Consider the following 14,197-nt stretch of genomic DNA (forward strand, 5'->3'; position numbering starts at 1 on the left):
CTGTTGCCGTGGCTCGTGAAGAGCCGCCGGCGCCCGACGAGGAAGGCGTATTCTACAGAAGCAGCGTGGCGTGTCAAGCCGTGGCGGGGCGCGTCATATCGATAGAACCGATCTCGTCGCGTCCTGCCAGGCGTCTTGCGACGCGCTGCCGAGTGGTGCGCATTCTACCGTCTCCGGCGGGTCTGTCAATCGCTTTCTCTTTCGTATCGACAAGAAAAAACCCAACAAAACCAACTGCTTGCACCTCTCCTCACCGCTACCAACGTATGCCCGTCGGCAGCAGCGGATGCGTACTTTACGGATTTCGAGGGTGTCACGCAAGAGCCCAAGAAAGAAAATATAGACCAGCTACCACCATCCTGCCACATCCTCTACTACTTCTTTCCCACTACACCTTGCGCGACAACAACGCAAAGCCCCTGCAGCCGATTCGGCACAAGGCATGAGACAGCGAAGAAAAGCAATGGCTCCCCGAGCAGGACTCGAACCTGCGACCCAATGATTAACAGTCATTTGCTCTACCAACTGAGCTATCGGGGAATGACGTGCGATGTGCATATTACGAGGCTGACAGCGGCGGGATGGCTCCCCGAGCAGGACTCGAACCTGCGACCCAATGATTAACAGTCATTTGCTCTACCAACTGAGCTATCGGGGAATCGCTTGGCTGTCGTGTTCCGGAGGGTTCAGGGCCGCGTGGCTCCCCGAGCAGGACTCGAACCTGCGACCCAATGATTAACAGTCATTTGCTCTACCAACTGAGCTATCGGGGAACATCCCGGAACACGCGACGTAGTATACGGATCAGATCTTTAAGGTCAAGCATCAGGCCCGTTTTCGGTTCTCAGGCACATAACGCACGACGCCCGATACCAAGGGCATCGGGCGTCGTCGAAGTGTCTTGGTGGCTACGCCCTGATTCGAACAGGGGACCCCATCATTATGAGTGATGTGCTCTAACCAGCTGAGCTACGTAGCCACGCTGTTGCCCGCCTGCTACCAGGCGGGCAACGGGGGCGAATTATGCCTATGCCAGAGGCGCCTGGCAAGCCCCCGACGCGCCCCTCACTCCTGGATGTCGAGCGCTGCGCGCACTGCAGCCAGGCCTTCGTCGCCATCACGGGTCTCGACGCCGGCCAGCCACTCATCGAGCACCGTGGGGTTGGCCTGCAGATGGGCGCGAGCCGCGTCACGCGGATCCTCGCCGTCATCCATGATCGCCGCCATCAGCTGGTTTTCCATCTCCAGGGTGAAGGCAAGATTGTCCAGCAGCGTACCGACGTTGCCACACTCCTCGGCGTAACCGCCTCGTGTATTGGTATAGACGGTAGCACCGCCCAGATCAGGACCGAAGTAGTCGTCGGCACCCGCCAGATAAGCCATGTCGAAGTTGGTGTTCATCGGATGTGGCTCCCAGCCAAGAAACACCATCCACTGCTCGTTACCGACCTTGGAGCGCAGCTCTGCCAGCATGCCCGCCTCACTGGAGTCGCGCAGCCGCCAATCGCCGAGACCGAATGCATCGTCGTCAATCATGTCTTGGATCAGCTCGTTGCCGTCGTTGCCGGCCTCGATGCCGTAGATGACGCTCTCGAACTGCTCGGCGTGGGCGTCGAGATCGGCCACCGAGGTCACGCCTGCGTCATGAACGTACTGCGGCACAGCCAAGGTGTACTTGGCGCCTTCGAGGTTGGCACTCAAGCGATCGACGTCCCCGTCCTCGATGTAGGGGTCGCTGATCGAGGCCATCGATGGCATCCAATTACCCAGGAAGACATCGAAGTCGCCGTTGCGCATGCCGCTGTAGGCGATCGGTACCGATACGGTGTCGACACGCGTCTCGTAGCCGAGCCCCTCGAGCAGTTCGCGTGTTACGGCAGTGGTTGCGGTGATATCGGTCCAGCCAACCTCGGCGAAACGCACCATGCTGCACGATTCGGGCTCATTGGCCTGAACCCCTCCAGCTGCCAGCACCCCCACTGCTAGCAGCGATCCCCTGAACAGTAGACGAGTTTGATTCGACATGAGGTTCTCCTTGCGTAGATGTGTCGGTGAACGAAGCGCGCGGCTTCTTTCTTTATGCAAAGTACTCGCCTTTCTTTTATTGATTGAACGTTCAATAAAAAAGAGGCATACTTCCTACCATAATGGGTTGGCAGCGCTATGGCCAGCCCTGGAGGCCCCGGCAGCGGGTCAGCCATTCACATCAAAACATAGCCAAAGGAGGCGACCGGTGCCCAAGGTAGGTATGGAACCCATCCGCCGCCGCCAGCTGATTCGCGCCACCATGGAAGCGATCGACGAGGCTGGCCTGGCCGATGCTACGGTGATCCGCATCGCGCGTCGTGCCGGCGTCTCGGCAGGCATCATCAGCCACTATTTCGGCGGCAAGGATGGCTTGCTCGAGGCCACCATGCGCCAGATCCTCCATGACCTGGGCGAAGCGGTTGCCGTGCGCCGTGCATCGCTGCCCGACGCCGACCCGCGTGCACACATCCGCGCGATTATCGACGGCAACTTCGACCGCAGCCAGGTCAGCCAGTCGGTGATGAAGACCTGGCTGGCATTCTGGGCCAGCAGCATGCATCGCCGCCCCTTGCAGCGCCTGCAGTACGTCAACGACCGGCGCCTCTACTCCAATCTTTGCCACCAGTTTCGACACTGCATGCCCAAGGCCGACGCACGCCGCGCCGCCGCCGGCCTTGCAGCGATGATCGATGGTTTGTGGCTGCGCGGCGCGCTGGCCCCGGAAGGCCTGGACGTCGACCGCGCTCGGTCACTCGCCTACGACTACCTCGACGAACAGCTGGGGCGTAACGCCCCACAGTGACGGGAGACACTCGATGACTCAACTGACCACACAGCAACTCTATATAGATGGCCGCCACGTCGATGCCACGTCCGGCGAGACCTTCGAGGTCGTCAACCCCTTCGACGGCAGCGTTATCGCTCAGGTCCAACAAGCCAGCGAGGCCGATGTCGACCGCGCCGTGGCTGCTGCCCGCAAAGGCCAGAAGATCTGGGCCTCGATGTCCGGCATGCAGCGCGGGCGCATCCTGCAGCGCGCCGTATCCTTGCTCAGAGAGCGTAACGACGAACTCGCCGAACTCGAGACTCGCAATACCGGCAAGCCGATCAGCGAAACCGCTGCCGTGGATATCGTCACCGGCGCCGACGCCCTCGAGTACTACGCCGGCCTCGCCGCGGCCATCGAGGGCAGCCAGATTCCGCTGCGCGACGACTCCTTCGTCTACACCCGTCGCGAGCCGCTGGGTGTAATCGGCTCCATCGGCGCCTGGAACTACCCGATCCAGATCGCCTGCTGGAAATCCGCCCCGGCGCTGGCCGCCGGCAACGCCGTGGTCTTCAAGCCCAGCGAAGTCACACCGCTGACTACCATGAAGCTGGCCGAGATCTTCACCGAGGCGGGGCTGCCCGACGGGGTATTCAATGTCGTCCACGGCGACGGCCGCGTTGGCCAGCTGCTCACCGGCCATGCCGGTATCGACAAGATCTCCTTCACCGGCGAAGTGGGTACCGGCAAGAAGGTGATGTCGGCCGCCGCCGGCTCGACCCTCAAGGACGTGACCATGGAGCTGGGCGGCAAGTCGCCGCTGATCGTATTCGACGACGCCGACCTCGACCGCGCCGCGGATGCCGCCATGATGGCCAACTTCTACTCCAGCGGGCAGATCTGCACCAACGGCACCCGCGTGTTCGTGCAGCGCAGCGTCAAGGAAGCCTTCGAAGCCAGGATCGAGGCGCGCGTGGCGCGCATCAAGGCCGGTGACCCGCTCGACCCGGCGGTCAACTTCGGTCCGCTGGTGAGCTTCGAGCATCAGGAAAAAGTGCTCTCCTACATCGCCCTCGGCAAGCAGGAAGGTGCCACCCTGCTAGCCGGCGGCGGCGACTGGAACCAGAGCGACCGCGCCGGCATCGACTGGAAAAGCGGCGCCTGGGCCGCGCCTACGGTGTTCACCGACTGCAGCGACGAGATGCGCATCGTGCGCGAGGAGATCTTCGGCCCGGTGATGTCGATCCTCGCTTTCGACAGCGACGAGGAAGTGATCCGCCGCGCCAACGACACCCACTACGGTCTGGCCGCCGGTATCTTCACCGAGCGACTCAACCGCGCCCACCAGACCATCCACCAGTTGGAAGCCGGCATCTGCTGGATCAACACCTGGGGCGAGTCACCCTCGGAGATGCCGGTGGGCGGCTACAAGCAGTCCGGCGTGGGGCGCGAGAACGGCGTCGAGACCCTGGCGCACTACACCCAGACCAAATCGATCCAGATCGAGATGGGGCCGTTCGAATCTGTTTTTTAACAGCGTCTCTCCGGGCCTGCTACCAGCAAGCCTCACCTGACAGGGGGCCCGGAGGTAGGGCGTAGCGAGGGTCTTTTTCCAGGGACGGAAAAAGTAGCGCCCATGGATGGGTTCACAGCGCCCTCGCGGAGACCTGCCTCCGGGACAAGCCAGTCTCCGTATCAGTTACCTTTCTAGGGAGATCACTATGCCCCAGCATCGCGAATTCGACTACATCATCATCGGCGCCGGCTCGGCGGGCAATGTCCTGGCCACGCGCCTCACCGAAGATCCCGACGTCAGGGTGCTGCTGCTCGAGGCCGGCGGCCCAGACTACCGCTTCGACTTCCGCACCCAGATGCCCGCCGCGCTGGCCTTCCCGCTGCAGGGCAAGCGCTACAACTGGGCCTTCGAGACCGACCCCGAGCCGCATATGAACGGCCGGCGCATGGAGTGCGGCCGCGGCAAGGGGCTCGGCGGCTCCTCGCTGATCAACGGCATGTGCTACATCCGCGGCAATGCCCTGGACTATGACAACTGGGCCAAGCAGCCCGGCCTCGAGGACTGGACCTACGCCGACTGCCTGCCCTACTTCAAGAAGTCGGAAACCCGCGATATCGGCCCCAACGATTATCACGGCGGCGACGGCCCGGTCAGCGTGACCACGCCCAAGGCGGGCAACAATCCGCTCTATCACGCCTTTATCGAGGCGGGGCAAGAAGCGGGCTACCCCAAGACCGAGGACGTCAACGGCTACCAGCAGGAAGGCTTCGGTCCCATGGACCGCTTCGTCACTCCCAACGGGCGTCGGGCGTCCACCGCGCGCGGCTATCTGGACACCGCCAAGCAGCGCAGCAACCTGACCATCGTCACCCACGCCACCACCGACCGTATCCTGTTCGAGGACAAGCGCGCGGTAGGCGTAAGCTACCTGCACAAGAAGCAGCCGGTCGAAGCCCTCGCCCGCCGCGAAGTGCTGTTGTGCGGTGGTGCCATCGCCTCGCCGCAGATCCTGCAGCGCTCCGGCATCGGCAACCCCGAGCACCTCGCCGAGCTGGGCATTCCGCTGGTCCACGATCTCAAGGGGGTCGGCGAGAACCTGCAGGATCACCTAGAGATGTACATCCAGTACGAGTGCAAGCAGCCGATTTCGCTGTACCCAGCACTGAAGTGGTACAACCAGCCCAAGATCGGCGCCGAGTGGCTGCTGTTCGGCAAGGGAATTGGCGCCAGCAACCAGTTCGAGGCAGCCGGCTTCATCCGCAGCCGTGACCAGGAGGAGTGGCCCAACCTGCAGTATCACTTCCTGCCGATCGCCATCAGCTACAACGGTAAGAGCGCAGTGCAGGCCCACGGTTTCCAGGCCCACGTCGGCTCGATGCGCTCCGAGAGCCGCGGTCGCATCCGCCTGACCTCCCGCGACCCGCGCCAGGCGCCGAGCATCCTGTTTAACTACATGAGCCAGGAGAAGGACTGGCAGGAGTTTCGTGACGCCATCCGCCTGACCCGCGAGATCATCCAGCAGCCAGCCATGGACGAGTATCGCGGCCGCGAGATATCGCCAGGGCCGGACGTGCAGAGCGATGCCGAGCTGGACGCCTTCGTCAAGGCCCACGCCGAGACCGCCTACCATCCCTGCGGTAGCTGCCGCATGGGCAATGACGAGCTGGCAGTCACCGATGGCCAGGGCCGCGTGCACGGCGTGCATGGCCTGCGCGTAGTCGATGCCTCGCTGTTCCCGGTGATTCCCACCGGCAACCTCAATGCGCCGACCATCATGCTGGCGGAGAAGATCGCCGACCGCATTCGCAGCCGCGAGCCACTGCCCAAGAGCGATGCGCCCTACTATATCGCTGGCGATACGCCAGCCCGCGGCACCCCTGCGCGCAGCTGATTTCTCCCCTCTCCCACCCGAGTGAACAAAACGCCCTGCTGAGACTCTCAGCGGGGCCGTTTGCGTGGCAAGCAGGGCTGGTAAGGGCAAGACCAATGCACTAGTCTACAAGCATTCAAACGCTTGTTAGAATTCGGTCATCTCATTGATGACTGGCACTGGAGGAGATCCCGCATGTTGCAACTGCTGTTGATCATCGTGGCCGTGGTTGGCCTACTGGTGGTGATGCGCCGCGAAGCCGGCGCCCTGCCAGCACTCGCGGTGCTTGCCGCCACCGGCATCGTTGGCGTCCTGCTCGGCTCGCCCCTGCTCGGCGTGCTGCTGCTGATCGGCGCCGCGGCGGTGGCCGTATGCGGCCTGCCGGCGCTGCGCCGCAAGTGGCTGACGCCACGCATCTTCGCCACCTTCAAGAAGGTCGCCCCCAAGGTCTCCGACACCGAGCGCACCGCCCTGGAAGCCGGCAGCGTGGCCTGGGACGGCGAGCTGTTCAGCGGCAAGCCCAACTGGGAGGCACTGATGGCCTACGGTGACGACGGTCTTACCGATGAGGAGCGCGCCTTCGTCGATCATCAATGCAGCGTTGCCTCGGGCATGACCAACGCCTGGGAGATCACCCGCGAGCGTGCCGATCTGCCCCCCGAACTGTGGGCGTACCTGAAGAAGGAAGGCTTCTTCGGCATGATCATTCCCAAGCAGTACGGCGGCCTGGGCTTCTCCGCCAAGGCGCAGTCGGCGGTGCTGCAGAAGCTCGCCGTCAACGAGACGCTGATGGTCACCGTCGGCGTGCCCAACTCGCTGGGCCCGGGCGAGCTGCTGCTCAAGTACGGCACTCAGCAGCAGAAGGATCACTACCTGCCGCGTCTGGCCGACGGCCGCGAGATCCCCTGCTTCGGCCTCACCGGCCCGCGTGCCGGCTCCGACGCCACCTCGATCCCCGACACCGGCGTGGTCTGCAAGCAGATCGTCGACGGCGAGGAAGTGCTCGGTCTGCGCCTCAACTTCGAGAAGCGCTGGATCACCCTGGCACCGATCGCCACCGTGGTCGGCCTGGCCTTCCGCATGTTCGACCCCGACGGCCTGCTCGGCGGCGAGAACGATCTCGGCATCACCTGTGCGCTGATTCCCCGCGACACCGACGGCATGGAGATCGGGCGTCGCCACCACCCCATCGGCAGCCCGTTCATGAACGGCCCGATCGTGGGCAAGGACGTGTTCGTGCCGCTGGATACCATTATCGGCGGCCCGGAAATGGCCGGCCAGGGCTGGCGCATGCTGGTCGAGTGCCTGTCGGTGGGTCGCTGCATCACCCTGCCCTCCGGCGCTACCGGCACCTCGCGCTACGCGCTGGGCTGGAGCGGTGGCTTCGCGCGCATCCGCCGCCAATTCAACCTACCGGTGGCCGAAATGGAAGGCGTTCAGGAGCCGCTGGCGCGTATCGCCGCGCTCTCCTACATCTCCCAAGCCGCGGTGATGGAAACCGCCAACATGATCGACAAGGGCGAGAAGCCCGCGGTACCGTCAGCGATCCTCAAGAGCCAGCTGACCGAGTTCCAGCGCGACCTGCTCAGCCACGCCATGGACATCCACGGCGGCAAAGCAGTGACCCTGGGGCCGCGCAACTATATCGGCATCGGCTATAGCGCCAACCCAGTGGCCATCACCGTGGAAGGCGCCAACATCATGACCCGCAACCTGATGATCTTCGGCCAGGGGGCGATCCGCTGCCACCCCTACGTGCTCGAGGAGCTGGCAGCCAAGGATGCCGATGACCTCAAGGCCTTCGACAAGGCGTTCTTCGGCCACGCCGGACTGATCTTCGGCAACACCGCCCGCGCCTTCACCCAGGGCCTGGGGCTGGGCAAGGCCAGCCCCCCCTTCGACGAGGTCGCCGCCCCATACGCCCAGGAAGTGGCACGCCTCTCCGCAGGCTTCGGGCTGTGCGCCGATGCGGCCATGGCCAGCCTCGGCTCGGCGCTCAAGTCCCGCGAGATGGTCTCGGCGCGCCTCGGCGACGTACTCTCCAACCTCTACCTGACCTCCATGGTGCTCAAGCAGTGGCACGCCTCGGACAAGGTCGAGAGCGAAGCCGCGCTACTGCATTACAGCTGCCGTCTGCTGCTGCATCGCGCCGAGCAGGCACTGATCGAGCTGTTCGACAACCTGCCCAACAGGGGGCTTGGCAAGCTGCTGTCATGGCTGGTGATGCCGCTGGGTCGCCGCTGGACGACGCCTCACGACGACCTGACCCGCGAGATCGCCCAGAAAGTGTCGCGCCACAGCGCGCTGCGCAGCAAGCTGCTCGGCAATACCTGGGACCAGCAGGAAGAGGGCCAGCAGGACAACCCGCTGGCGCGCTACAACGCTTTGCTGGTCAACTACGACCGCGCCGAGGCGCTGTATCGCACCGTCAACAAGGCCTACGCCAAGGGCGAACTGCCGGTCGAGGCGCTGCACCCGGAGCAGCGTTTCGAGGCCGCCCGCGAGGCCGAGCTGATCAGCGAGGAGGATGCCCGCTTCATGGCCGAGTACGAGGCAGAGGTCCTGGCCATGCTGACCGTCGACGACTTTGCCTTCGACGCCTTCGCCCAGCAGCAGGAGAAAGTGGTCTGGCACAACGCCGCCTGATCCCTTGCCCACGCACCGCGACACCCCGGCTTCCTGCCGGGGTGTCGCGTTTCGGGTCAACCGGGTCGCTCACCCTTGGCACTCACCCCACCCTATCCGTTATCATATTGATTCCGCTGCACTGTGCATGGCAGGTCCAGCAGGGCAAGCGCACAACACCGCGGCAAACAGCGGAAAAACAAAACAATCGCCTGCTTACAGGGTCGCTGCGGTGATCCACCCAAATGCCGCACGCAGCAATTTCGCTACGCTGCCAGGCACCATTCGCAACCGTCAGAGTGACGCACTCCCCCGCCCGCCATGCGGTTCGGTCGGTGTTCGAACGTCTCGACGCTGCCGCGTCAGGCCCGCGCCACGAACTGGGGGACGACAACAGGCAATCCAATGAATGAAGAACGCAACGTCAAGATTCGCGTACGCAACCTAAGCAAGGTGTTCGGTTCGCAGCCGAAGAAAGCCCTGGAACTACGTGACCAGGGGCTAAAGCGCCCGGAGATCCTCGACAAGACGGGCCAGACGCTTGGCCTGTCCAATATCGACTTCGATGTCCATGAGGGGGAACTGCTGGTGATCATGGGTCTCTCGGGTTCCGGGAAATCGACCCTGATACGCTGCCTTAACCGCCTGATCGAGCCCACCGAAGGCGAGATCGTGATCGATGGCGAAGACATTCCTACCCTGGGCGAGAAAGCCCTACTCGAGTGCCGGCGCCGCCACTTCTCCATGGTGTTCCAGAACTTTGCGCTGTTCCCGCACCGTACGGTGCAGAAGAACGCTGAGTTCGGCCTCGAGATTCGTGGCATCGACCCCGCCGAACGCAGCGAGATCGCCCGTACCGCGCTCAAGCAGGTCGGCCTGGATGGCTGGGAGGACGCCTACCCCAGCCAGCTCTCCGGCGGCATGCAGCAGCGCGTCGGCCTGGCACGGGCACTGGCCAACGACGCCAGCGTACTGCTGATGGACGAAGCCTTCTCGGCCCTCGACCCGCTGATCCGCGGCGACATGCAGCAGGAGCTGCTGCAGCTCCAGAGCCGCATGCAGAAGACCACGGTGTTCATCACCCACGACCTCGATGAGGCATTGACCATCGGCGACCGCATCGTGCTGCTCAAGGATGGTGAGATCGTGCAGATCGGCACCCCCGAGGAGATCCTCACCAAGCCCGCCGACGACTATGTGCGGCGCTTCATCGAAGGCGTCGACAAGGCACGCATCCTCACCGCCGAGAGCGCCATGCGCCGGGTTCGCTCCACGGTGCGCGACAGCGACGGCCCGCGCACCGCGCTGCGCAAGATGCGCGAGCACGGCCTTGACTCCATCTACATCATCGACCGCGACCAACAGCTGATTGGCCTGATCGAGGCCGAGGCGGCAAGCCAGGCATTGGAACAGGGCAAAGAGCGCGTGACCGACGTCATGACCCAGGATTTCCGCCGGGTCACGCTCGAGGAGCCGATGCACCACCTGTTTGCCATGTTCAGTGAGCACAGCTTCCCGATCGCGGTCGTCGACGACCAGCAGCGCCTACTGGGCGTGGTGGTAAAAGGCGCCGTACTCGACCAGTTGGCCCAGGCCGCCGAGCCCACGCAAATCGCTGAGCCCTCTACGACCACCACGGCAGGAGATGCATGATGGCTATCGAAATTCCCCGTATTCCCCTGGGTGGCTGGATCGAAGGTGCGCTGACCTGGCTGACCAGCGAATACTCGATGGTCACCCGTGCCATTTCCCGTGCCACCCAGACCGGTATCAACGGCCTCAACGATGCGCTGATGTGGCTGCCGCCCTGGGCGCTGCTGCTGATCATCGTGGCAATCTGCTGGAAAGTGGCCAACGCCCGGCTCGCCATCGGCGGTGCCGCCGGCCTGGCGCTGATCTGGAACCTGGGCCTGTGGAACCCGATGATCGAGACACTGACCCTGGTGGTGATCGCCACCCTGGTGGCAGTGGTCATCGCCATCCCGGTGGGTATCACCGCAGCGCTCTCCGAGCGGCTCTATCGCACCATCATGCCGGTGCTCGACTTCATGCAGACCATGCCGGCCTTCGTCTACCTGATTCCGGCGATCCCGTTCTTCGGCATCGGCTCGGTCTCGGCGATCTTCGCCACGGTGATCTTCTCCATGCCACCGGCGATCCGCTTCACCACCCTGGGCATACGCCAGGTGCCCAAGGAGCTGATCGAAGCCGCCGACGCCTACGGCGCCACCCGCGGCCAGAAACTGGTCAAGGTGCAGCTGCCGCTGTCGCTGCCGACGGTGATGGCAGGCATCAACCAGACCATCATGCTGGCGCTATCGATGGTGGTCATCGCCGCCATGATCGGCGCCGACGGCCTGGGCAGCGAAGTGTGGCGCGCCATCCAGCGGCTGCGCCCCGGCGACGGCTTCGAGGCGGGCATCGCAGTGGTCATTCTGGCCATGCTGCTCGACCGCCTGACCCAGGCGCTGAGCAAGGAACGCAAGTCGTAAGACCAGGGTGGCCCCTTGAATCCATTCGCCCGGGCCGCCATGGTGTAGTAGTGAACTACTCAGAGGGGAAGAATATGAAGAAGCAAGCGCTGAATCGCCATATCCGCACCACCAGCCTGGCGCTGGCCGCGGGCGTCGGCCTCACCGCCGCCGGCGCTGCCCAGGCCCAGGACTCGGTCAATTTGGCCTACGTCGAATGGGCTTCGGAAGTCGCTTCCACCAACGTAGTGCGCGCCGTGCTCGAACAGGCCGGCTATGAGGTCGACATGACTTCACTGTCTGCCGCCGCCATGTGGCAGGCACTCTCCACCGGCGATGCCGACGCCATCGTCGCCGCCTGGCTGCCCACCACCCACGCCGAATATCTCGAGCGGGTCGGCGATGACGTCGAAGACCTCGGTCCCAACCTGGACGGCACCAAGCTTGGCCTGGTGGTCCCCGAGTACACCGACGTCGACTCCATCGAGGACCTCAACGACAACGCCGATCTGTTCGACGGCGAGATCATCGGTATCGATCCCGGCGCCGGCCTGATGGGTCTGACCGAGGACGTGGTCGACGAGTACGACCTCGATCTGCGTCTGCGCAGTGGCAGCGATGCCACCATGGTCGCCGCGCTGAGCAGCGCCATCAACAACGAGGAAGACATCGTCGTCACCAGCTGGACACCACACTGGATGTTCGCCCGCTGGGACCTCAAGTACCTCGACGATCCGCAAGAGATCTACGGTGGCGCCGAGCAGATCCACACCGTGGTACGCCAGGGCCTCGGCGATGATATGCCCGAAGTGCATGCCATCCTCGATGCCTTCGAGTGGACGCCCGAGCAGATGGGCGAGGTCATGCTGATGAACCAGGAGGACGACTCCGACCCCTATGAAAACGCCCAGCAGTGGGTTGAAGACAACCAGGATCTGGTCGAGGAGTGGCTCTCCGCCGCAGAATAAGGCAGCCACGTAGCGCTGCGACCCCGTTCGCAGCGTCGCAATAAAAGGGGATGGCCAGGTTGGCCATCCCCTTTTTCATGGCTTCACAGCGGCCACACCAGCATGATCATCGGAATCGACACCACCAGCACCACCAGCGACAGCGGCAGGCCGAGCTTCCAGTAGTCGCTGAAGCGGTAGCCTCCCGGCCCCATCACCAGCGTATTCGACTGGTGGCCGATGGGTGTCAGGAAGGCGCAGGAGGCGCTTACCGCCACCACCATCAGGAACGGGTCGAGCGACAGCCCGAAGCCGCTCGCCAGGCTAGCGGCTATCGGCGCCATCAAAAGCGCCGCGGCGGCATTGTTGATCACGTTGGAGAGCAGCGTAGAGATCACGAACAGTGCCGCCAGGGTGGCCACCGGCGGCCAGCCGCTACCCAGCGCCAGCATCGCCTCGGCAATCAGCGCCGCGCCACCGCTGGTATCCAGCGCTTCGCCCACCGGCAGCATTGCCGCCAGCAGCACGATTACCGGCCCGTCGATGGCCTGATAGCCATCGCGTAGCGGCAATACGCCGACCAGCAGCGACACCAGCGCCGCGGTGGAGAGCGCCACCGCCGCCGGCAACAGGTCGGTGAGCATGGCGATGATCGCCAGCAGGAAGATGCCCAGCGACAGCAGCAGCATGCGCGGCTGGCCGATGGTCAGATTGCGATTGGCCAGCGGCAGGCAGCCCAGCGTCGCCAGGCTTTCGGACAGCCCGCCCTCGTCACCCTGCAGCAGCAGCACGTCGCCAGCCTTGAAGCGGATCTCGCGCAGGCGCTGCTTGAGCCGTGCGCCGTCGCGGGCCACCGCCACCAGATGCAGGCCGTGCTGGTTCTGCAAGCGCAGCTGCACCACGGTGCGGTTGACCATCATCGAGTCGTTGCGCACCACCGCCTCGACCAGCTGCAGGCCTTCGGTATCGACCCCGTTGCGCTTCTTCTTGCCCTGCTTGTCCTTGTTATCCTGCGCCTCCTCCTCTCGCCCCGTCTGCTTGGCGGTATCAGCATCCTTCTCTTCGTCCTCGGCCTCCGCCCCCAGCGACAGTCCCGCCTTGTCCTCGAGCAGCTTCATCTCCTCGGGGCCGCCCTCCACCAGCAGGATATCGCCTTCACGCAGGCTGCCGTGGAAGGCGTGGCCAGCACGCCGCTGATCATCACGCACCACTGCGACTACCGGAATAGTCTCTTCCACGGCATCATGCAGCTCGCGTAGGGTCCAGCCGATGGCCTTGGCCTCCTCGCCGACCTTGAGTTCAACCAGATAGTTGGCGGTATCGAACAGCTCTTCGGCGGACGACTGCCCCTCGCGGCGCGGTGTCAACCGCCAGCCCACCAGCACGATGAAGGCCAGCCCTACCGCCGCGACCACTACGCCAACGGGAAAGAACGAGAACATGCCGAAGTTGTCGCCGGTCTGGGCGCCGCGGTAGCTGGCAATGATGATATTGGGCGGGGTACCGATCAGCGTCATCAGGCCGCCCAGCAGCGAGCCGAAGGCCAGCGGCATCAGCAGCAGCGAGGGTGAACTGTTGTGTTCGCGGGCCATGCGCATCGCCACCGGCAGCAGCAGTGCCAGCGCCCCGACGTTGTTCATTACCGCCGAGAGCACCGTGACGGTACCGGTCAACACCAGCAGCTGCAGCACCAGCCGCTCGCCCACCTTGAGCGCCTGCTCGGCAATCACGTCGACCAGCCCCGAGCGTTCGAAGCCCTTGCTCAGCACCAGCACAGCGGCCACGGTAATCACCGCCGGATGGCCGAAGCCCATGAACGCGTCGTCGGCCTCCACCAGCCCCAGCATCACCGACGCCAGCAGCGCCGTGAGTGCTACCAGGTCGTAGCGGAAACGCCCCCAGACGAAGGCCGCCAGGGTGAGTCCCAGAACGATGAACACCAGCGTACTGTCGGCCACGGCTTTCTCACCTCCC

Annotated in this window: 9 protein-coding genes and 4 tRNA genes; 7 read left to right on the forward strand and 6 right to left on the reverse strand. The window is 64.1% G+C overall.

Annotated elements, in window-relative coordinates; genetic code table 11:
* Window positions 1-464: 464 nt before the first annotated feature.
* The 5 genes from CK498_RS10495 to CK498_RS10515 all read right to left on the reverse strand — a co-directional run bounded on the left by CK498_RS10495 (window position 465) and on the right by CK498_RS10515 (window position 2,025).
* Window positions 465-540, reverse strand: a tRNA-Asn gene (locus CK498_RS10495).
* A 42-nt stretch (window positions 541-582) separates the two neighbouring features.
* Window positions 583-658: transfer RNA gene (locus CK498_RS10500), tRNA-Asn, on the reverse strand.
* 39 nt (window positions 659-697) lie between these two features.
* Window positions 698-773, reverse strand: a tRNA-Asn gene (locus CK498_RS10505).
* Between the two features lie 129 nt (window positions 774-902).
* A tRNA-Met gene (locus tag CK498_RS10510) sits at window positions 903-979 on the reverse strand.
* Between the two features lie 86 nt (window positions 980-1,065).
* Window positions 1,066-2,025, reverse strand: coding sequence for a choline ABC transporter substrate-binding protein (locus CK498_RS10515; RefSeq protein ID WP_095620834.1), 960 nt, complete (start codon window positions 2,023-2,025; stop codon window positions 1,066-1,068).
* Between the two features lie 208 nt (window positions 2,026-2,233).
* On the opposite strand from CK498_RS10515, the gene betI reads away from it, so the two are divergent.
* The 7 genes from betI to CK498_RS10550 all read left to right on the forward strand — a co-directional run bounded on the left by betI (window position 2,234) and on the right by CK498_RS10550 (window position 12,244).
* Window positions 2,234-2,830: a transcriptional regulator BetI gene (betI, locus tag CK498_RS10520; protein ID WP_176475772.1), complete on the forward strand. Its 597-nt coding sequence runs from the start codon at window positions 2,234-2,236 to the stop codon at window positions 2,828-2,830.
* Between the two features lie 13 nt (window positions 2,831-2,843).
* Window positions 2,844-4,328: a betaine-aldehyde dehydrogenase gene (betB, locus tag CK498_RS10525; RefSeq protein WP_095620836.1), complete on the forward strand. Its 1,485-nt coding sequence runs from the start codon at window positions 2,844-2,846 to the stop codon at window positions 4,326-4,328.
* 187 nt (window positions 4,329-4,515) lie between these two features.
* Window positions 4,516-6,201 carry a choline dehydrogenase gene (gene betA, locus CK498_RS10530; protein ID WP_095620837.1) on the forward strand — a complete coding sequence of 562 codons (1,686 nt, stop codon included), beginning with the start codon at window positions 4,516-4,518 and terminating at the stop codon, window positions 6,199-6,201.
* A gap of 174 nt (window positions 6,202-6,375) precedes the next feature.
* A complete protein-coding gene (locus CK498_RS10535; protein ID WP_095620838.1) occupies window positions 6,376-8,826 on the forward strand; it encodes an acyl-CoA dehydrogenase in 2,451 nt (816 codons plus the stop codon).
* 384 nt (window positions 8,827-9,210) lie between these two features.
* Window positions 9,211-10,458 (forward strand): quaternary amine ABC transporter ATP-binding protein, encoded by a 1,248-nt coding sequence (locus tag CK498_RS10540; RefSeq protein WP_095620839.1) that lies wholly within the window; start codon window positions 9,211-9,213, stop codon window positions 10,456-10,458.
* A gap of 5 nt (window positions 10,459-10,463) precedes the next feature.
* Complete coding sequence (locus CK498_RS10545) at window positions 10,464-11,297, forward strand: ABC transporter permease (protein ID WP_095621295.1); 834 nt, start codon at window positions 10,464-10,466, stop codon at window positions 11,295-11,297.
* A gap of 74 nt (window positions 11,298-11,371) precedes the next feature.
* Window positions 11,372-12,244, forward strand: a complete 873-nt coding sequence (locus tag CK498_RS10550; protein ID WP_095620840.1) for a glycine betaine ABC transporter substrate-binding protein — start codon at window positions 11,372-11,374, stop codon at window positions 12,242-12,244.
* A gap of 83 nt (window positions 12,245-12,327) precedes the next feature.
* Here CK498_RS10550 and CK498_RS10555 read toward each other — a convergent pair whose 3' ends face one another.
* On the reverse strand, window positions 12,328-14,181 hold the full coding sequence (locus tag CK498_RS10555) for an SLC13 family permease (RefSeq protein ID WP_095620841.1): 1,854 nt from the start codon (window positions 14,179-14,181) through the stop codon (window positions 12,328-12,330).
* Window positions 14,182-14,197: the final 16 nt, after the last annotated feature.

The sequence above is a fragment of the Halomonas salipaludis genome, from assembly GCF_002286975.1.
GTDB lineage: Bacteria > Pseudomonadota > Gammaproteobacteria > Pseudomonadales > Halomonadaceae > Franzmannia > Franzmannia salipaludis.

What these genes read in the sequence shown, in the direction of transcription:
- CK498_RS10515 (WP_095620834.1), bottom strand. Translation starts at nt 2,025, where the DNA reads ATGTCGAATCAAACTCGTCTACTGTTCAGGGGATCGCTGCTAGCAGTG.
- betB (WP_095620836.1), top strand. Translation starts at nt 2,844, where the DNA reads ATGACTCAACTGACCACACAGCAACTCTATATAGATGGCCGCCACGTC.
- betA (WP_095620837.1), top strand. Translation starts at nt 4,516, where the DNA reads ATGCCCCAGCATCGCGAATTCGACTACATCATCATCGGCGCCGGCTCG.
- CK498_RS10535 (WP_095620838.1), top strand. Translation starts at nt 6,376, where the DNA reads ATGTTGCAACTGCTGTTGATCATCGTGGCCGTGGTTGGCCTACTGGTG.
- CK498_RS10540 (WP_095620839.1), top strand. Translation starts at nt 9,211, where the DNA reads ATGAATGAAGAACGCAACGTCAAGATTCGCGTACGCAACCTAAGCAAG.
- CK498_RS10550 (WP_095620840.1), top strand. Translation starts at nt 11,372, where the DNA reads ATGAAGAAGCAAGCGCTGAATCGCCATATCCGCACCACCAGCCTGGCG.